Genomic DNA, 18,355 nt, shown 5'->3' with positions numbered 1-18,355 from the left:
TCAACGCTTCAGGTAGAGCAGGGGCCCCCTGTTAACACTCCTCCCCCCGGGGCGCATCGTGTGCGGCCTGGCGGGGGTGCTTCGTTTGCGGCCGTCCGCGAGGGGAACGCCAGGCACGTCCAGCACCCTGGGGAGGGGAGCCTGCCGGTGTTCGTGAAGAAGGTGTTCCTCTGGGGCGGCGTCGCGTTCCTGATCTACTTCGTGGCGTTCCGGCCGGACGGCGCGGCGCAGGTGTGCAGGTCGGTCGGCGTGGGCCTGATGGCGATGGCCCAGGGCATGGGTGACTTCCTCACCGGCCTGACAACCTGACCCGGCCCTGACCTGGCCCGGCCTGACCCGACTCGGCCCGGCCCGGAGGGCTGCCGGGCTGTCACCCCAGGCGCGGTGGCCAGGGTGCGGGCTGGTGCGGGCCGTGCCAGCCGGGCGGGGTGTAGCCTGCCGGATGGGCCGGGGCCGGAGGCGGGGGCGGCGGAACGAGCACCACCGGGATCGGCACCACCGGTTCGTCCGGCGCGTCGACCGGCCGGTGCGAGCCGTCGGGGAACCGCAGGTGGTAGCGGTGGCCGTCCCAGCTGCCGACCGGGGTCTGCGGGTCCCGGCCGACGAAGAACGACCGGTACGCGGTGAGCGCGTCCAGCAGCTCCCGTTCCTCCCGCACGGTCCGTTCCCGGTCGACCGGCCGGCGGTCCAGCCCCCGGCGCGTCCCGTCGCGCAGCAGCGCCAGCCGGGTGGCCGAGAACTGGTATCCCCGCATCGCCTTGAGGCCCGCGTCGCCGGCCACCCGGCGGGCCCACGTGCGGGCGGCGTGCCGCCGGCCGAGGCTGCCCAGCGACGCCACCTCGGGCGGGGTGAGCCAGCCGGCCCGCACGTAGTCGGGCAGGGTGCGTTCGGTCAGCCGCCCCTCCCAGCCGCGCAGCCAGACGGCCAGCCCGACCATGGCGAAGAAGATCGGCACCATCACGCCGAGGTAGCCGTACAGGGCGATCATGGCCTCTCCGGTGGCCTGGGCCAGCGACGGCAGCAGGTTCCAGGTGCCGTGCAGCATCATCGCCAGCAGCAGGCCGGCGAGCGGGGCGAGGAACCGCACCCGCCGGTCGGCCGTCCGGGCGGCGATGCCGAGCCCCACCCCCGTCATCGAGGTGAACAGCGGGTGCGCGAACCCGAACAGCAGGATCCGGACGATGAAGATCGCGATGACCTGCCGCGCGCCGGTGGCGGGGCCGTACTCGTCGACGCCGGAGGCGTAGCCGTAGCCGCCCAGGTAGAGGATGTTCTCCACCATGGCGAAGCCGACCGCCGACAACCCGCAGTAGACCAGGCCGTCGGTGATCCCGGACCACTCGCGGCGGCGGAAGATCAGCAGCAGGATGGGCCCGAGCGCCTTGGTCAGCTCCTCGATGAACGGGGCGACCAGCACCCCGGTGAGGGCGTTCGGCAGCCCCCAGTCCGCGAACCGGGCGGCGAAGAACTCGTTCACGGTCAGCGAGGCGGCCGTGGAGACGAACGCCCCCCACGCGAAGCAGAAGATCAGGTACTTCAGCGGCTCCGGCTCGTACCGGTCGAGCCACAGGAAGCAGGAGACGAGCACCGGCACCGGCAGGATCGCGGCGACCACGCCGATCAGCAGCGCCTGAGGCCCGAGGTTGGAGCCGAGCACGAACAGCATGTAGACCGCGCAGGCCGCGATCAGCAGCACCACCAGGGCCAGCACCAGGAACCGCCGCCAGCCCAGCCGGCGCAGCGGCATCCGGGGGGCGGCCCCGCCGGGCGGCGGGGGGACGTCGGGCGCGGTCCACGGCGGCACAGGGGCGCCGCCGGGCGGGGTGTCGGCCATTCTGTCAGCGTAGTCACCCCCCGCCGGCCGTTCCGGGCGCATCCGGCGACCGTTATCCTGTCGTCAGGTCACGAGCGCCAGCGTCAAGCCCCGGCTTGCTGGCCGGCAACCCTCGTCGAGTTCGCGGTGGGGTGCCCCGGGTGATGACCGGGCCCAGCCCGTCCGGCGCTGGGCAAGCGCGGACCCCGTCCCGGTGACGTCACCCGGGGTCCCCGGACCCGGAGGTCGGCCATGACCGTCACCCTCGTACCCCCGCTCGCCCCGCTGCCCGCGCGGACCGCGCCGGCGTCGTCGCGGCCGCTCGACGTGCTCGGCGTGCCGGGCCAGACCAACCTGGACCACGCGGCCAGCGCGCCGTGCGCGCGGGCGGCGGCCGACGCCGTGGCCGAGCTGCTTCCCTGGTACGCCAGCGTGCATCGCGGCGCCGGGGCGCTGTCGCGGCGCTGCACCCTCGCCTACGAGCGGGCCCGGCAGACCGTCGGCGACTTCTTCGGCGCCCGGGCCGGCGACCACGTGATCTTCACCCGCAACACGACGGACGCGCTGAACCTGCTGGCCCGCGCCCTGCCCGCCGGGACGACGGTGGTGACGTTCGCCGGGGAGCACCACGCCAACCTGCTGCCCTGGCCGCGTGGCTCGGTGCGGCTGCCCGTGCCGGCCAGCCCCGGCGAGGCGGTCCGGGCGCTGGACGCGGCGCTGACCGAGCTGCGCCGGGACGCGACAGCCGCGACCGCCGGCGCAGCGGGCACCGCCGGCCCGCCGGTCCTGGTGGCGGTCACCGGGGCGAGCAACGTGACCGGGGAGCGCTGGCCGGTGGCCGAGCTGGCCGCCGTCGCCCGCCGGCACGCCGCCCGGATCGTCGTGGACGCCGCCCAGCTCGCCCCGCACGCCCCGGTCGACGTGGCCGCGCTCGGCGTGGACTACCTGGCGGTCTCCGGGCACAAGTTGTACGCGCCGTTCGGCGCGGGGGTCCTGCTCGGGCGGGGCGACTGGCTCGATGCCGCCCCGCCGTACCTGGCCGGTGGGGGCGCGACCAGCCACGTCGGGGACGCCACGCACGAGGTGCGCTGGGCCGCCGGCCCGGCACGGCACGAGGCGGGCACCCCCAACCTGCTCGGCGCGGTCGCCCTCGCGGCGGTCTGCGCGGCCCTCGCCGCCGCCGACCGGGACGCGCTGCACGCCCGGGAGCAGGCCCTGCTGGCCCGGCTCCGGCAGGGCCTGGCCGCCCTGCCGCACGTGGTCGAGCTGCGCACCTTCGGTCCGGACGCGCCCCGGGTCGGCATCGTCTCGTTCGTCGTCGCCGGCCGGGACTCCGCCGAGGTGGCGACCGAGCTGGCCGCCCGGCACGACGTCGGGGTGCGCGACGGGCTGTTCTGCGCCCACCCGCTGGCCCGGCGGCTGCTCGCCGAGGCGGCGACCCGCAGCGGCCGGGCGGACCTGCCGCCGACCGCCCTGCGGGCGAGTCTGGGCCTGGGCAGCACGGCGCGGGACGTCGACCGCCTGCTGGTCGCCCTCGCCGAGCTGGGCTGAGCAGCCTCACTGGGCTGGGCTGGGCTGATCGCGGATCCGCCCGTCCCGTCCTTCAGCCGACGGGCGGGGCGACGGGCGGCTTCGGGGAGCCCTCGGACCCGCCCGTGCCCGGGGTCGGCTTCTCCTGCTCGCCGAAGGACTCCCGGACCAGCCGGTTCGCCTCCTGCTGATCGATGCCGGAGGCCACCAGCAGGTCGCTGGCGGTGGTCCGTACCTGCGCGACCACCACGCTGCCGGAGAAGCCGACCCCCCGCTCGTACGCCCGGCCGGCCTCGCTCACGGCCCGCAGGGACCGCTCCCGGGCCTTCTCCGGGTCCGCCCCGACGGCGAACTCGTGGCAGAGCAGGCGGACCGCCTCGGCGAGGTGGGCCACCGCGTCGGGCATGGGGTCGGGCACCGGCTCCCCGTCCTCGATCATGGTGACCGAGCGCCGGATCAGGGTGCCGCTGTTGCGCATCGCCCGGTCGATGGGCTCGGCAGCGTCGGCGTAGTGGGTCAGCTCGCTGCGCCGGTGCCAGCGGGCCGGGGAGAGGGTGCTGGTCTCCTTCGCGCCCTCGATCGCCTCCGTGAAGGTGGCCAGCTCCGCCTTGTTCTCCCGGAGCCGCTCCAGGGCGCCCTGGGCGCGGTCCCGGTCGCGGTCGCGCAGCGCTCCGGCGGCCACGTCGAGCTGGTCGGCGAGCAGGTCGAGCGCCGGCCGGGCGGCCCGGTTGATCACCCGCAGCGGGTTCAGCGGCAGCAGGATCGCCGTCACCGCCAGCGCGATCCCGCCGCCGACGAACGCGTCCACGAAGCGCGGTATCTCCAGGTTCTGGGTGGACGGGCTGAGCGTGACGATCAGCACGGCCGTGGCGGCGGCCTGGATGACGATCGCCACGCTCGCGCCGAAGAAGATGGTCAGCAGGATCGCCGCCGTCACCACGATCCCGAGCTGCCAGCCGCCGGTGCCCAGAAAATAGATCAGCACATCGCCGAGGAACACCCCGACCGCCACCCCGATGATCAGCTCGACGGTCCGCCGCAGTCGCTGGCCGAGCGACGCGGCCAGCGTGCCGACCGCCGAGATCGGCGCGAAGACCGGCTGCGGGTTGTGCAGCAGCTCATAGGAGACGATCCAGGCCAGCGCGGCGGCCAGCCCGGCCTGGACGGCCAGCCCGAGCGCCATCCGGACCCGGTGCAGCCGGTCGTGCAGCGTGGCCCGGCCCCGGTGGCGCAACTGCTCCATGGCCGCCGCGATCCGTGGCGCGTCGACGTCGCCGTCGCGCTTCCCGGCATGCCGCAGCAACGAGGGTCGGCGGTCCCGGGCCACGGCCATGGCGGGGACTACCCGCAGCGGGGACGGTGAATCCTCGCCCGCTGCGGCAGAGTCGGCCGGGTGACAGAACTGGGCGACGACCGGGGCGGCGGCGCACTCGACGGCCCCGCGCTGGCCCGCCCGAGGAGTACGACCGCTCCGCCGCCATCCGCCATCCGCCAGGAGTACGCACACGTGCCGGAGCGGGACTTCCGGCAGGGCCGCGCAAGCATCCTGGAGTCCCTCCTGTCCCTGCCCAGCCTCTTCCCCTCGCCACGCAAGGAAGGGCCCCCTGTACAACAGGGCCCTTCCTTGCGTGGCCGCCGACCTGGGCGGCGGTTAGCCTCTGCTGCATGTCACCCCTCCTCGCTGAGCTGCGCGCCGTCCTCGGCGACGCCGCCGTCCTGACCGACCCGGACCTGCTGCGGATGCACGAGCGGGACGAGGCCGACCTGTGCGCCTCCGGCACGCCGCTGGTGGTGGTCCGCCCGCGCGACACCGGGGAGGTGGCCGGCGTGGTGCGGGCGGCGGCCCGGCACGGCGTACCCGTGGTGCCGCAGGGGGCGCGGACGGGGCTGGCCGGCGCGGCGAACGCGGTGGACGGCGCGGTGGTGCTGAGCACCGTGGCGATGGACCGGATCCTGGAGATCGACCCGGTGGGCCGGATCGCCGTGGTCCAGCCCGGCGTGGTGAACGCGACGCTGGCCGGGGCGGTCCGCCGGGAGGGGCTCTACTACCCGCCGGACCCGGGCTCCTGGGAGTCGTCCACCATCGGCGGCAACGTCGCCACCAACGCGGGCGGCATGTGCTGCGTCAAGTACGGGGTGACCACCGAGTACGTGCTCGGCCTGGAGGTGGTGCTCGCCTCCGGCGAGGTGCTGCGCACCGGCCGGCGCACCGCCAAGGGCGTCGCCGGATACGACCTGACCCGGCTCTTCGTCGGCTCGGAGGGCACCCTCGGCGTGATCACCGAGGTGACCGTCGCGCTGCGGCCCGCCCCGGAGGAGTCGCTGACCCTGGTCGCCGTCTTCGACTCCACCGCGGACGCCGGCACGGCGGTGGCCCAGATCGCCGCGAAGGGGCTCACCCCGAGCCTGCTGGAGCTGCTCGACCGCACCCACCTGCGGGCGATCGAGGCGTACCAGCCGATGGGGCTGCGCACCGACGCGCAGGCGCTGCTGCTCGCCGCCGTCGACACGGGTTCGCGGGCCGCCGACGACCTGGCCCGGATCGCCGAGGTGTGCGAGAGCGCCGGTGCCGACGAGGTGTACGCGGCCACCGACGCCGTGGAGGCGGCGGCGCTGTTGCAGGCCCGCCGGCTGGCCCACCCGGCGATGGAGAAGTTCGCCGCCGACGCGTACCCGGGTGGCAACGGCGGGCTGGTCATCGACGACGTGGCGGTGCCGCGCGGAGCGCTCGCCGAGCTGCTGGACGGGGTGGCCCGCATCGCCGAGGAGTGCGCCGTGCCGATCGGGGTGGTGGGGCACGCGGGCGACGGCAACCTGCACCCGAACATCGTGGTCGACCGCGCCGACCCGGCGAGCGTGGAGCGGGGCCGGCGGGCGTTCGACGAGATCATGCGGCTTGGTCTGGCGCTGGGCGGCACCTGCACCGGCGAGCACGGGGTGGGGCTGCTCAAACGGGACTGGCTGGCCCGGGAGATCGGGCCGGTCGGAGTGCGGGTGCACCAGGCGATCAGGGCTGCGCTCGACCCGGCGGGGCTGTTCAACCCCGGCAAGGTGCTCTGACTGACGCCGGCCGCCGGTCGGGAATCGAACAGCCGGGCCCGATCGAACAGACCGTCAGGCGGTGGCCTCCGCCGGGGTGGCCTGGGTGAGCAGCAGCAGGATCTCGTACCCCAGGGGTGGGCGCTTTTCTCCCGGGCAGTCCTCGATCGTGATCTGGCCGAACGACGTCACCAGGACGGACGCCAAGGCGTCGATGCAGCTGACCCGGTAGCCCCGGGCCGTGTCGGTCTCGGCGGCGAGCCGTTCGTCGGTGAGCAGCCCGCGCAGCCGCTGCGTCTGCTCCGCGTCGAGCTGCCCGGTCGACCTGACGTCGTCGCCGGCGCAGTTGGTGCAGTCCCACCGCCCGTCGGGCGACACGGACAGGACCCGCACCGCGCCGTCCTGGCCGTGCTTCTGCCACAGGTTCACCCGCGCCGGCCCGCTGGCCGCCGCGCCGCCGGGCGGGGACACCGGCGACCCGTCGGGCGGTGGGGCGGTCGCCGTGCCGGCCCGCCGGACCGGCCCGACCGCCGAACAGGCGGCGAGCGCCACGACGAGCAGTGCGCCGGCCGCCAACGGGATGATCGAACGCGCGCGGAAAGGGCGGATCACGCGCCGGAACGTACCCGATCATGCTGCCGCCGGGTACCGGCCGAGCGGCCGGACAGGGGTGGACCGCCTTCCGGTAAGGGTTCGGCTACCGGGGGGACGACGGAAGTTCGACGGGATCGCCGTCGGCGCCCCGGTCCGCCGCGAAGCCGCGCACGTCCGGCGCGCCGAGCCGGGCCGCGTCCGCCGTCGCGTCGTCCGGCATCAGCTGGGACTCCCGCTCCGCCTCCACCCGGGCCCGGTAGTGCGCGACCTCACGCTCCCGGGTCGCCGCGTCCCAGCCCAGGACCGAACCCATCAGCTCGGCGGTGTGCCCGGCCGATTCCAGGCCGCGGTGGGTGGTCTCGAAGGAGATCCGGGTACGCCGGGTCAGCACGTCCTCCAGGTGCAGCGCCCCCTCGGCGCGGGCCGCGTACGTCACCTCGGCCGCCAGGTATTCCGGCGCGCCGGCCAGCGGGGAGGCGAGCAGCGGATCCGCGTCGACCAGCGCCAACAGGTCGAGGGTGAGGGTGCCGTACCGCTCCAGCAGGTGCTCGACCACCCCGACCGGCACCCCGTGCCGGCGGGCCAGGTCGGCCCGGTCCCGCCACATCGCGGCGTATCCGTCGGCGCCGAGCAACGGCAGGTCGGCCGTGCGGGACGGGCGGACCCCGCCGAGCCGGCGGGCCGCGCGGTCCACCACGTCGGAGGCCATCACCCGGTACGTCGTGTACTTGCCCCCGGCGACCAGCAGCAGCCCGAGCATGGGCTCGACCACCGCGTGCTCGCGGGACAGCTTGGAGGTGGAGTCCGCCTCGCCGGCCAGCAGCGGCCGCAGGCCGGCGTAGACGCCCTCGATGTCGGCGGTGGTCAGCGGCCGGTCCAGCACCGTGTTGACCTGCTCCAGCAGGTAGGCGATGTCGCGGGCGGACGCGGCCGGGTGGGACCGGTCGAGCCGCCAGTCGGTGTCGGTCGTGCCGATGATCCAGTGCCCGCCCCAGGGAATGACGAACAGCACGCTGGTGGCGGTACGCAGGATCAGCCCCGCCTCGCCGGTGATCGCCGAGCGGGGCACCACCAGGTGCACCCCCTTCGACGCCCGGACCCGGACCCCGCGGCGCAGCCCGACGTCGTCGAGCATCCGCGACATGTCGTCGGTCCACACGCCGGTGGCGGCGATGACCGTGCGGGCGTGCACGTCGAACTCGGCGTCCGGTGAGCCCGGCGGGGCCTCCAGGTCCCGGACCCGGACCCCGGTCACCTCGCGCGCCTGCCGGACGAGGCCGACCGCGCGGGCGCTGCTGACCACGGTCGCCCCCAGGCTGGCCGCGGTGCGGGCCAGGGTGACCACCAGCCGGGCGTCGTCGACCTGCCCGTCGTAGTAGCGGATCGCCCCGGCGAGGCCGTCGGCGCGCAGGCTCGGGAAGACCCGCCGCGCGCCCTCCCGGGTGAGGTGCCGGTGCAGCGGCATCCCCCGCCCGCCCCCGAACAGCCCGGCGAACGCGTCGTACGCGGCCACGCCGAGGCCGTAGTAGGAGCGGCGGAAGGTGCGGCCGGGCAGGTCGCGCACGCCCTTGCCGGCGGGCAGCGGCACCAGGATCGGCACCGGCCGGACCAGGTGCGGGGCGAGCCGGGTGGCGAGCAGACCCCGCTCGGTGAGCGCCTCGTGGACCAGGTGGAACTCCAACTGCTCCAGGTAGCGCAGGCCGCCGTGGATCAGTTTGCTGGACCGGCTGGAGGTGCCGGCGGCGTAGTCGCGGGCCTCCACCAGGGCCACCTTCAGGCCCCGGGAGGCGGCGTCGAGCGCCGCACCGGTGCCGGTGGCGCCGCCGCCGATCACCAGGACGTCGAACCGTTCGGCACGCAGTCGCCGCAGGTCGGCGGCGCGGCGCACCGGGGAGAGTTGGCCGGCGACGCTTCGGGAGACGTTGGGGTCACGCACCCGTCCACCGTATCCGCCGGGGCCACCACGCGGCACGTGGTGATCCGGCCGTAGGTGGGAAGCCCAGCACCCGGGCTGAACGGCAACAGGTCACCACGCCACTTCACGTCGACCCAGACACGCGCCCGGGGAGGCGGGGCGGCGTCGTACCGTTCTTCAATGCCGAGCGATCCGCCCCACCAGCCGAGCCACCACTCGTTGCCCCCCGCGCCGGACCGCCCCGGCCCGTGGCCGGTGGTGGCCGCGGCGTTGATCGGGTGCTGGACGGTCGCGGTCGTCGCGCCGGGCGAGCTGGTCGGCTGGCTGGCCGACCAGGTCCGGCTCGCCACCGGGCTGGACCGGGTGGTCTGGCTGTGGCCGGTGGTCGCCGCCGTGACGGTGCTGCTGACCGGGGTGCCGGCGCTGCTGCTGGCCCTGCTGCCCCGCTCCGGGGCGGTCCGGGCCACCGGCCGGGCCTGGCTCGCCGGGCTGCTCGCCCTCGGCGCGCTCACCCTGCCGCGGGCCCTGCCGCCGGTGCACCACGAGGCGTACCTGGCCGCGCTGGCGGCGACGGCCGCCCTGCTCGCCGTGGTGCCGCCCCGGCTGACCCGGGGCCCCGCGCCCACCCCCGCGCCGCCGCCGACGACGCCGACGAGGCCGCCGACGCCGACGCCGACAGCCTGCCCCGACCGGCCGCACGACCCTGCCGCGCCTGCTGGGCCGGCTGGACCGGCTGGACCCGACGCCCCCGCCGGCCCGCGCCGGCCCGTTCCGGCGGCCCCGCCGGCCGTGACGTGGCTGGCGGTGGCCGCCGGGCTGGCGACGCTGCTGCCCTGGGCGTGGTTCGGGGCGCTCGGCGGGCTGCTGGAGACCGTGCTCGCGGCGGCGGCTGCGGCGGCCGTCGGCGGCCTCGCCGGTGCGCTGCTCGACGCCCGGTTCTGGGCGCACCTCGCGGGCGGGCCGCCGCCCCGGCCGGCGCGGCTGGTGCTGGTCGGCGGCCTGGTGGCCGGGGTGACGCTGCTGCTGCTCGCCGCCGGCACCGGGCAGGCCGGCGCGCAGCTGCCCGCCCTGCTGACCCTGCCGCCGCTCGGCTTCGCGCTGGCCGCCCTCCAGGCGCCCGCGCTGCGGGCCGGCGGGCCCGCCGGCCCCGCGCCCGTGCGCTGGCTGGTCGGGCTCGCCGCGTTCGGGCCGCTGGCCTTCGCCGACCCGGAGGAGATCACCCTGCTCCTGGCGACCACCCGGGACGTCCCGTTCTGGGTGGCGGTCGCCGCCGCCGCCGGGCTCGCGGTGGCCGCGCTCCTGGCCGTCGCGTACGGCGTGCTGCTGGCCCGCCCGCGCGACCGCGCGCCGAGCCGGCCGGTGGCGGCGGCGACCGCCGTGGTCCTGCTCGCCGGGGCGGCGCTGGTCCACCTCGGCCCCGGCCAGCCGGGCCTGCACGGCGAGCGGCTGCTCGTGGTGCTGCGCGAGCAGGCCGACCTGGGCGGCGTGCCGGCCGGCGGGGCGGGGCAGGCGGGCCGGGACGCCCGCGCCCGGGAGGTCTACCGGCGGCTGGTGGCCACGGCCGGGCGCACCCAGGCCGGCCTGCGCCGCGACCTGACCCGGCTCGGGCTCGACCCGACGCCGTACTACCTGGTCAACGCGATCGAGGTGGACGGCGGGCCGGCCGTGCGGGCCTGGCTGTCGCGCCGCCCGGAGGTGGACCGGGTGCTGCTGAGCCAGCGGCTGCGCCCGCTGCCGGCCGGGGCACCGACCAGCCGGGGCGATCAGGCGGCACCCGCCGGGCCGGCCTGGAACGTCTCCCTGCTCCGCGCCGACCGGGTCTGGTCGCAGCTCGGGGTCACCGGGGCCGGCGTCGTCGTCGGCAGCTCCGACTCCGGGGTGGACGGCCGGCACCCGGCCCTGTCCGGCGGCTTCCGGGGCGGCGACGACTCCTGGTACGACCCGTGGGACGACACCCGGACGCCCACCGACCAGGGCGGCCACGGCACCCACACGACGGGCAGCGCCGTCGGGCGGGACGGGGTCGGGGTGGCCCCCGGGGCGAGCTGGGTCGGCTGCGTCAACCTGGACCGCAACCTCGGCAGCCCGGCGCGCTACCTCGACTGCCTCCAGTTCATGCTGGCCCCGTTCCCGGCCGGCGGCGACCCGTTCACCGACGGGCGGCCGGAGCGGGCCCCGCAGGTGCTGACGAACTCGTGGGGCTGCCCGCCGATCGAGGGCTGCGACCCGGCGGCGCTGCGGCCGGCGACCGCCGCCCTGGACGCGGCCGGCATCTTCGTCGTCGCGGCGGCCGGCAACACCGGGCCGGACTGCCGGTCGATCGAGGACCCGCCGGCGACGTACCCGGACGTGTTCACGGTCGGGGCGACCGACCGGGACCGCCAGGTCGCCGACTTCTCCAGCCGGGGGCCGGTGCCCGGCGCGGCGAAGCCGGACGTGGTCGCTCCGGGCGTGGGAGTGCTCTCCGCGATGCCCGGCGGCGGGTACGCCACCCTCGACGGCACGTCGATGGCGGCCCCGCAGGTCGCGGGCGTGGTGGCGCTGATGTGGTCGGCGAACCCGGCGCTGGTCGGTGACCTGGAGCGCACCCGCCGGATCCTGCGCGACACCGCCGTCCCGGCCGGGGCCACGTACGCCTCCCGTGCTCCGGCGGACGCCTGCGGCGGCGACGCGAACATCACCGGGGCGGGCCTGGTCGACGCGTACGCCGCGGTCCGCGCGGCGCTGTGAGTGAGAGGAGGGGCCCCTTGTTAACGCATACGGTAGAGAGGGGTCCCCTTCTCACCACCGCCGCCGGCGCGCCCGACGCGTGGCGGCACACCCCGGCGGCGGGTGAAACGGGCACGGGGTCGTATAGCGCCGTTCGGCCGCCCCGGCCATCGACGGCCACCTACCGTCGAGGTGAGGAGGCAACCATGACCACCGACGACGAGCAGGCCGCCGACCCCCGCCCCGCCACCTGGATACCGGTCGAGGAGATCCCGGAGCAACTGCCGTTCGACCGGCTGGACTACGGCGACGCCGAGCAGCTCGCGGAGATGGCCGGGGCCGACGCGCTCCCGGCCGAGGAGCCGGTCGCCCTCGTCGACGAGCCGATCCGCATCCGCCGGCCGTACGACCGGCCCCGGAGGCGACGCGACCAGCCGCCCCTGCCGACGTGAGGGCCGCCAACCCGAGACGGTACGACACGGAAGGGGCGGGCCGCTGACGCGACCCGCCCCTTCGGCGTGCGGTGGAGCTGAACTCGGTTCAGCCCGGTGGGGCTGGACTCAGAAGTCCATGTCCCCGCCACCCGGGCCAGCCGGGGCGGCCGGGGTCTTCTCCGGCTTGTCCGCGACGACGGCCTCGGTGGTGAGGAAGAGCGCCGCGATCGACGCGGCGTTCTGCAGCGCCGACCGGGTCACCTTGGCCGGGTCGATGATGCCCGCGGCCAGCAGGTCGACGTACTCGCCGCTGGCGGCGTTGAGGCCGTGGCCCGGGTCGAGGTTGCGGACGCGCTCGACGACGACGCCACCCTCGAGGCCGGCGTTGACGGCGATCTGCCGCAGCGGGGCGTCCAGCGCGATCTTGACGATCTGCGCGCCGGTCGCCTCGTCGCCGGCCAGGTCCAGCTTGTCGAATGCGGTCTTGCCGGCCTGCACCAGCGCGACGCCACCACCCGGGACGATGCCCTCCTCGACGGCGGCCTTCGCGTTGCGGACGGCGTCCTCGATGCGGTGCTTGCGCTCCTTCAGCTCGACCTCGGTGGCCGCGCCGACCTTGATCACCGCAACACCGCCGGCCAGCTTGGCCAGGCGCTCCTGCAGCTTCTCGCGGTCGTAGTCGGAGTCGCTCTTGTCGATCTCGGCCCGGATCTGGTTGACCCGGCCCTGGATCTGGTCGGCGTCGCCGGCACCGTCGACGATGGTGGTCTCGTCCTTGGTCACCACGACCTTGCGGGCGCGGCCCAGCATGTCGAGGCCGACGGCGTCGAGCTTGAGGCCGACCTCCTCGCTGATGACCTGGCCACCGGTGAGGATGGCGATGTCGGCCAGCATGGCCTTGCGGCGGTCACCGAAGCCCGGCGCCTTGACGGCGACCGACTTGAAGGTGCCGCGGACCTTGTTGACCACGAGGGTGGCCAGGGCCTCGCCCTCGATGTCCTCGGCGATGATCAGCAGCGGCTTGCCCGACTGCATGACCTTCTCCAGGATCGGGAGCAGGTCCTTCACCGAGGAGATCTTGCTGTTGACGATCAGGAGGTACGGGTCGTCGAAGACGGCCTCCATACGCTCCGGGTCGGTCATGAAGTAGGCGGAGATGTAGCCCTTGTCGAAGCGCATGCCCTCGGTGAGCTCAAGCTCCAGGCCGAAGGTGTTGCTCTCCTCGACGGTGATGACGCCTTCCTTGCCGACCTTGTCCATCGCCTCGGCGATGATCTCGCCGACGGTGCTGTCACCGGCGGAGATGGAGGCGGTGGAGGCGATCTGCTCCTTGGTCTCGACGTCCTTGGCGAGCTTGGACAGCTCCTCCGAGACGCTGGCCACGGCGGCCTCGATGCCCCGCTTCAGGGCCATCGGGTTGGCGCCGGCGGCCACGTTGCGCAGGCCCTCGCGGACCAGGGCCTGGGCCAGGACGGTCGCCGTCGTCGTGCCGTCACCGGCAACGTCGTCGGTCTTCTTGGCGACCTCCTTGACCAGCTCGGCGCCGATCTTCTCGTACGGGTCCTCGAGCTCGATCTCCTTGGCGATGCTCACACCATCGTTGGTGATGGTGGGGGCACCCCACTTCTTCTCGAGCACCACGTTGCGGCCCTTCGGGCCGAGGGTCACCTTCACGGCGTCGGCGAGCTGGTTCATGCCCCGCTCGAGGCCGCGGCGAGCCTCTTCGTCGAACGCGATCATCTTGGCCATACGGCGTTGTCCTCCTGGACACTCACGGGCCACCCGAGTGTGTGTCCCGGATGGGCCGCCTGGTGTACACACCTTGGGACGTCGCCACCTGGCGACGACGACGTCTCCTCGGCCGGGCCGGATAGCCCGCGACGACTGGCCATGTGCCACCCGACGGATTTCCGCCGTGCGGCCGTGGCCCCACCGTCCCGACCATTGGCACTCACCCAAGGCGAGTGCCAATGACTTGTTTAGCACTCTCCCCTGTCGAGTGCAAGCACGATGCGGCGGACGGGCCGGGTTCACGCCGCCTGACCAGCGCGACCCGGCCCACCGGTTCAGCCGATTTCACCCGCCAGCCGGGCGGCGGTAACCGGGCCCTCGTGCGCCCGCTGCTCGGCGTACGTGACGACCAGGCCGACCAGGTACACCAGGGCGACCGGGACCGCGACCAGGGCCGCGCCGACGGCGTACGCGACGTTCCACCCGTCCAGCGAGGCGGCGTCGGCCGGGTCGGCGAACAGGATGGCCGCGAACTGGATCGGGGCCACGACCATGGACGCGAAGGAGGCGGCGAGCCCGATCAGCGCGATCCGCCCGAGCACGGGCCCGAGGCGGGCGTGGAACATCTGCCGGGCCCGGCCGAGCGGCGCGCCGCGCTCGAAGAGGAGCACCGGGCCGAACAGGCTCAGCGCGGCCATCACGTACAGGCCGGGCAGGTAGCACAACACGAAGCCGATCAGCATCAGCAGGCCGTAGACCAGCGTCCAGCCCCACAGCGCCGGGGCCCGGCGCAGGCCGTACACCAGGGCGTCGCCCACCGATGTCGGCTCGCCCGCGGCCTGCCGCGCCACCACCCGGGTGCCGGCGGCCCAGCCGACCGCCTGGACGAACCCGAGCAGGCAGCCGAGGCCGATCATCGTGGCGAAGAAGACCCCGAGGTCACCGAGGTAGCCGTCGGGCAGCGGGGGCGGCGGCTCGCCGGGCGCGGTGGGTTCCAGCGGCGGCAGCGGGTACAGCGGCACGGTCACCAGCAGCAGCACGAGCGTCGGCAGGGCATGGGTGAGGGCCAGGACCGGCACCAGCAGCCGCCAGCTGCGGCGCAGCGTGCCGGAACACCGGGAGAACCACCCGCTCAGCCCTTCACCGGGCAGGGTGACCAGCGGATCGGCCGGGTCGTAGCCGGGCGGCGGCCAGGGCGCGGCGTAGCCCGGCGGATAGCCCGGCGGCAGCGCCGGGCCGGGGTGGGGCTGCGGGCCCGGGTGGGCCGGGAGCCCGGCGTAGGTGCCACCGGCGGGCGACTGCTGCGGGTACGCCCACCCGGTGGGCGCGGCCCCCGGCTCGGGCGCGGCCCGCAGCTCAGGCACGGCGGGATCCTGGGCCGGCGGGGGACCGGCCGCAGCCGGACCCTCGGGACCCGGGTGGGATCGATCGGGTGGGGGCGGCTGGGACATGAACCCTCCTGAGCGGTGACGCCGGAACGGCTCATGATCTTCCCTGGTCAGGCCGGCGCCACTCCCCCGGGGCAGCGTGCTACGACCGCACCCGGCCGGCCGCCCCCCGACGAGGGCCTCTCCGGTCGCCGCCCCGCGCGAGAGCCGACCCGGCACCCGCGCCCCGGTGGAACGGCTCGGGCCCGCCCGCCCGCGGGCCCCAACCGGCCCGGCGGTCAGGCGACGACGCGCACGCGTTCGGCCTGCGGCCCCTTCTGCCCCTGGGCGATCTCGAACTCCACGCGCTGCCCGTCGTCCAGCGCCTTGTAGCCGTCCATCTCGATGGCGGAGAAATGGACGAAGACGTCCTGCCCTCCGTCGACGGCGATGAAGCCGTAGCCCTTCTCGGCGTTGAACCACTTCACGGTGCCCTGTGCCACGGTGCACTTCCTAACGTCGCGCGGCCTTCCACGAGCGGGTGCGCCGGCGGAACCGGCGGCCCCGGGAACACCGGTTTCGCCGGTCGACGACGACCGCGAAAACAGTGACCGAAATCGCACGCTACACGAGGAGTGACGATGGCGCACGACCACAAATGTGACCATAACGGACCGACCTCGACCCGGTGCTACATAGGCGTCCATCACTGCGGTAGGTATGCGGGATGACAGCAGGTTCCCGCCCGCCGACCGGTCCGGGCAGCGCCCCGACGGGGGCGGCCGACCCCGCCGCACGGGCGACCGACGTACGCCCGGTGGCCGACGTACGCCCGGTGGCCCACGCACACCCGGTGGCCCACGTACGCCGGATGGCGCCGCCGGACGCGGCGCGGATGCGCGCGCTGCGGCTGGAGATGCTCGCCGACGCGCCGCTGGCCTTCCTGGAGACCCTGGCGGAGGCCGCCGCCCGTCCGCACGCCGAGTACGCGGCCCGCGTCGCGTCGGTCGCCAGCGGCCGGCACACCGCCCAGTTCGTCGCCGACCCCGGTGCGGACCGGCCGGGTGGCCCCGCCGGACGGTTCGTGGGGCACGCCGGTGGGACGGTCTCCCCGGACGAGCCCGGCCTCACCATCGTCTACGCCGTCTACGTCACGCCGGCCCGGCGCGGCAGCGGGCTGCTCGCCGAGCTGGTCGAGGGAGTCGCCGGGTGGTCCCGGGAGTGCGGTCGTCCGGAGCTGATGCTGGAGGTGGTCGTCGGCAACGACCGCGCCTACCGGGCGTACCGGAGGCTGGGCTTCGTCGATACGGGCGGGCGGGTCCCGCACCCGAGGATCCCCGCCCTGCGCGAGCTACAGATGCGCCGACCGGCGTGACGCCGACCGGAAACGGGGTGCCCGCGCGCCGCCGCGCCACCCCGGGCCGGGGCGTGAGAAGGGGCCCCCTCTAGACAGAACGCGTTAACAAGGGGCCCCTCCCTGCACCTCAGGCGGGGCGGCGGCTCTGGACGATGCGGAACCGGTTCGCCACGTACGCGCCGTCGGTCAGCGCCGCGTTCGCCGCCGGGTTGGCGCCGCTGCCGTGGAAGTCGGAGAACGCCGCCGACTGGTTCACGAAGACGCCGCCGGTCAGGTTGCACGACAGGTGCACCCCGACGTCGATCGCCGCCGCCTCGGCCGCGTCCAGCACCGCCGCGTCGGTCGAGTAGACGGCGGCGGTCAGCGCGCCGGACTCCCCCACCGTGGCGCGCAGGATCTCCAGGCTGTGCGCGGTGGAGTCGGTGGCGATCACGAACGAGATCGGCCCGAACCACTCCCGGCCGTACGTCGCGGTGTCGTCGGCGGCCAGCCGCACGATGGTCGGCGTCCGCACCACCGCGCCGGGGAAGGCCGGGTGCTCGACGGTACGCGACTCCAGCACCGCCGCGCCGACCTTGGTGGCCTCGTCGAGGCGCTCCAGCACCCCGTCGTTGACGATCGCGCCGGTCAGCTCGACGCCCCGGGCCGGGTCGGCGGTGAGCTTGCCGACGGTGGCGGCGATCCCGGCGGCCACCTCGTCGAAGCTCTTGTGCCCCTGGTCGGTGTCGATGCCGCCGGCCGGGATGAGGATGTTCTGCGAGGTGGTGCACATCTGGCCGCTGTAGAGGGTCAGCGTGAAGCCGAGGTTGCGGCACATCCCGGCGAAGTCGTCGGTGGAGTCGATCACCACCGCGTTCAGGCCGGCCTTCTCCGTGTAGACCGTCGCCTGCCGGGCGTTGGCCTCCAGCCAGTCGCCGTACTCGGTGGAGCCGGTGAAGTCGACGATCTTCACGGCCGGGTGCAGGGCCAGGGTCGAGGCCAGCTTCTCGCCGGGGGCCTCGGGGGCGAGCAGCACCAGGTTCGGGTCGAAGCCGGCCTCGGCGAGCACCTCGCGGGCGTACTTCACGGTGATCGCGAGCGGCAGCACCGCGCGGGGGTGCGGCTTGACGAGCACCGGGTTGCCGGTGACCAGCGAGGCGAACAGCCCCGGGTACGAGTTCCAGGTCGGGAAGGTGTTGCAGCCCACGACGAGGGCCACCCCGCGCGGCACCACGTGGAACGTCTTGGTCATCCGCAGCGGGTCGCCCTTGCCGGCGGCCTTCTCCCAGCCGGCCGTCCCCGGGTGCCGGGTCATCTCCGCGTACGCGTAGGCGACCGCTTCCAGGGCCCGGTCCAGCGCGTGCGCGCCGCCGGCCTGGAAGGCCATCACGAACGCCTGGCCGCTGGTGAACTGCACCGCGTTGGCCAGCTCGAAGACGTGCCTGTGCAGCCGGTCGAGGATCTCCAGGCAGACGCCCGCGCGGGCCTGCGGGCCGGCGTCGCGCCAGCCGGGCAGGGCGGCGGAGGCGGCGGCCACCAGCTCGTCGGCGCCCGGGTGCGGATAGCGGACGTTCAGCTCCAGCCCGAACGGACTCGCCTCCGTGGCGACGCGGTCGCCGGCGCCAGGCTGGTCGAGCGGAAAATCGCCGTTCAGGTACGCCTCGAAGGCGGCCTTGCCGTCGGCGGCGGCGGTCTCGCCGTACACCCGGGGGCTGGGTGACTCGGGATAGGCGGACCAGTACCCACGCTCCGTGATCGCGGTCAGCGCCCGGTGCAGGGTGTCGGCGTGCTTGTCGTACTCGGGATGCGGGGTCTCCGTCATGCCCGCCATCATGCCGCAGCCGGCGGACGGGCAGTAGGGTCGGCGGACGCCGCCGGGAGGGCCGG

14 protein-coding genes and 1 riboswitch are annotated in these 18,355 nt (G+C 75.1%); of the genes, 6 read left to right on the top strand and 8 right to left on the bottom strand.

Translation table 11 applies throughout. From position 1 onward, the window contains the following. Window positions 1-147 precede the first annotated feature (147 nt). Window positions 148-309, top strand: coding sequence for a hypothetical protein (locus ACFT41_RS07355; RefSeq protein ID WP_377582329.1), 162 nt, complete (start codon window positions 148-150; stop codon window positions 307-309). A gap of 61 nt (window positions 310-370) precedes the next feature. On the opposite strand, the gene ACFT41_RS07350 is transcribed toward ACFT41_RS07355, so the two are convergent. Beyond that, window positions 371-1,876 (bottom strand): PrsW family intramembrane metalloprotease, encoded by a 1,506-nt coding sequence (locus tag ACFT41_RS07350; RefSeq protein WP_377582157.1) that lies wholly within the window; start codon window positions 1,874-1,876, stop codon window positions 371-373. Window positions 1,877-1,900: 24 nt separating this feature from the next. Then, a riboswitch (SAM riboswitch) is annotated at window positions 1,901-2,019 on the top strand. A gap of 46 nt (window positions 2,020-2,065) precedes the next feature. Between ACFT41_RS07350 and ACFT41_RS07345 the strand changes: the two genes are divergently transcribed. Further along, complete coding sequence (locus ACFT41_RS07345) at window positions 2,066-3,364, top strand: aminotransferase class V-fold PLP-dependent enzyme (protein WP_377582154.1); 1,299 nt, start codon at window positions 2,066-2,068, stop codon at window positions 3,362-3,364. A gap of 52 nt (window positions 3,365-3,416) precedes the next feature. On the opposite strand, the gene ACFT41_RS07340 is transcribed toward ACFT41_RS07345, so the two are convergent. Further along, window positions 3,417-4,676, bottom strand: coding sequence for an aromatic acid exporter family protein (locus ACFT41_RS07340; protein ID WP_377582152.1), 1,260 nt, complete (start codon window positions 4,674-4,676; stop codon window positions 3,417-3,419). A gap of 332 nt (window positions 4,677-5,008) precedes the next feature. On the opposite strand from ACFT41_RS07340, the gene ACFT41_RS07335 reads away from it, so the two are divergent. Continuing rightward, window positions 5,009-6,403 (top strand): FAD-binding oxidoreductase, encoded by a 1,395-nt coding sequence (locus tag ACFT41_RS07335; protein ID WP_377582149.1) that lies wholly within the window; start codon window positions 5,009-5,011, stop codon window positions 6,401-6,403. 54 nt (window positions 6,404-6,457) lie between these two features. Here the strand turns inward: ACFT41_RS07335 and ACFT41_RS07330 are convergent, their stop codons facing one another. Both ACFT41_RS07330 and ACFT41_RS07325 read right to left on the bottom strand, forming a co-directional pair. Next, on the bottom strand, window positions 6,458-6,994 hold the full coding sequence (locus ACFT41_RS07330) for a hypothetical protein (protein WP_377582146.1): 537 nt from the start codon (window positions 6,992-6,994) through the stop codon (window positions 6,458-6,460). A gap of 85 nt (window positions 6,995-7,079) precedes the next feature. Then, the gene (locus ACFT41_RS07325; protein ID WP_377582144.1) at window positions 7,080-8,912 is read right to left on the bottom strand and encodes a glycerol-3-phosphate dehydrogenase/oxidase; all 1,833 of its coding nucleotides are present in this window, start codon (window positions 8,910-8,912) and stop codon (window positions 7,080-7,082) included. Window positions 8,913-9,071: 159 nt separating this feature from the next. Between ACFT41_RS07325 and ACFT41_RS07320 the strand changes: the two genes are divergently transcribed. Together ACFT41_RS07320 and ACFT41_RS07315 are read left to right on the top strand one after the other, a co-directional pair. Next, a complete protein-coding gene (locus ACFT41_RS07320; RefSeq protein ID WP_377582141.1) occupies window positions 9,072-11,621 on the top strand; it encodes a S8 family serine peptidase in 2,550 nt (849 codons plus the stop codon). A 185-nt stretch (window positions 11,622-11,806) separates the two neighbouring features. Beyond that, window positions 11,807-12,052, top strand: a complete 246-nt coding sequence (locus ACFT41_RS07315) for a hypothetical protein (protein ID WP_377582138.1) — start codon at window positions 11,807-11,809, stop codon at window positions 12,050-12,052. Window positions 12,053-12,160: 108 nt separating this feature from the next. On the opposite strand, the gene groL is transcribed toward ACFT41_RS07315, so the two are convergent. The 3 genes from groL to ACFT41_RS07300 all read right to left on the bottom strand — a co-directional run bounded on the left by groL (window position 12,161) and on the right by ACFT41_RS07300 (window position 15,635). Beyond that, entirely contained in the window at window positions 12,161-13,783 is a 1,623-nt protein-coding gene (gene groL / locus ACFT41_RS07310) for a chaperonin GroEL (RefSeq protein WP_377582135.1), read from the bottom strand. Window positions 13,784-14,100: 317 nt separating this feature from the next. Continuing rightward, window positions 14,101-15,129 carry a hypothetical protein gene (locus ACFT41_RS07305; protein WP_377582132.1) on the bottom strand — a complete coding sequence of 343 codons (1,029 nt, stop codon included), beginning with the start codon at window positions 15,127-15,129 and terminating at the stop codon, window positions 14,101-14,103. Window positions 15,130-15,431: 302 nt separating this feature from the next. Continuing rightward, entirely contained in the window at window positions 15,432-15,635 is a 204-nt protein-coding gene (locus ACFT41_RS07300) for a cold-shock protein (RefSeq protein ID WP_007073263.1), read from the bottom strand. 368 nt (window positions 15,636-16,003) lie between these two features. On the opposite strand from ACFT41_RS07300, the gene ACFT41_RS07295 reads away from it, so the two are divergent. Next, window positions 16,004-16,507, top strand: coding sequence for a GNAT family N-acetyltransferase (locus ACFT41_RS07295; RefSeq protein ID WP_377582322.1), 504 nt, complete (start codon window positions 16,004-16,006; stop codon window positions 16,505-16,507). A gap of 109 nt (window positions 16,508-16,616) precedes the next feature. On the opposite strand, the gene paaN is transcribed toward ACFT41_RS07295, so the two are convergent. Beyond that, window positions 16,617-18,290 carry a phenylacetic acid degradation protein PaaN gene (gene paaN, locus ACFT41_RS07290; RefSeq protein WP_377582130.1) on the bottom strand — a complete coding sequence of 558 codons (1,674 nt, stop codon included), beginning with the start codon at window positions 18,288-18,290 and terminating at the stop codon, window positions 16,617-16,619. Window positions 18,291-18,355 lie beyond the last annotated feature (65 nt).

The organism is Micromonospora sp. NPDC057141 (assembly GCF_042670805.1).
Taxonomy (GTDB): domain Bacteria; phylum Actinomycetota; class Actinomycetes; order Mycobacteriales; family Micromonosporaceae; genus Micromonospora.
The sequence above is the reverse complement of the archived record's forward strand: the minus strand, read 5'-3'. Positions and strand labels throughout refer to the sequence as shown.

What these genes read in the sequence shown, in the direction of transcription:
- ACFT41_RS07350 (WP_377582157.1), bottom strand. Translation starts at nt 1,876, where the DNA reads ATGCGCCCGGAACGGCCGGCGGGGGGTGACTACGCTGACAGAATGGCC.
- ACFT41_RS07345 (WP_377582154.1), top strand. Translation starts at nt 2,066, where the DNA reads ATGACCGTCACCCTCGTACCCCCGCTCGCCCCGCTGCCCGCGCGGACC.
- ACFT41_RS07340 (WP_377582152.1), bottom strand. Translation starts at nt 4,676, where the DNA reads ATGGCCGTGGCCCGGGACCGCCGACCCTCGTTGCTGCGGCATGCCGGG.
- ACFT41_RS07335 (WP_377582149.1), top strand. Translation starts at nt 5,009, where the DNA reads ATGTCACCCCTCCTCGCTGAGCTGCGCGCCGTCCTCGGCGACGCCGCC.
- ACFT41_RS07320 (WP_377582141.1), top strand. Translation starts at nt 9,072, where the DNA reads ATGCCGAGCGATCCGCCCCACCAGCCGAGCCACCACTCGTTGCCCCCC.
- ACFT41_RS07315 (WP_377582138.1), top strand. Translation starts at nt 11,807, where the DNA reads ATGACCACCGACGACGAGCAGGCCGCCGACCCCCGCCCCGCCACCTGG.
- groL (WP_377582135.1), bottom strand. Translation starts at nt 13,783, where the DNA reads ATGGCCAAGATGATCGCGTTCGACGAAGAGGCTCGCCGCGGCCTCGAG.
- ACFT41_RS07295 (WP_377582322.1), top strand. Translation starts at nt 16,004, where the DNA reads ATGGCGCCGCCGGACGCGGCGCGGATGCGCGCGCTGCGGCTGGAGATG.
- paaN (WP_377582130.1), bottom strand. Translation starts at nt 18,290, where the DNA reads ATGACGGAGACCCCGCATCCCGAGTACGACAAGCACGCCGACACCCTG.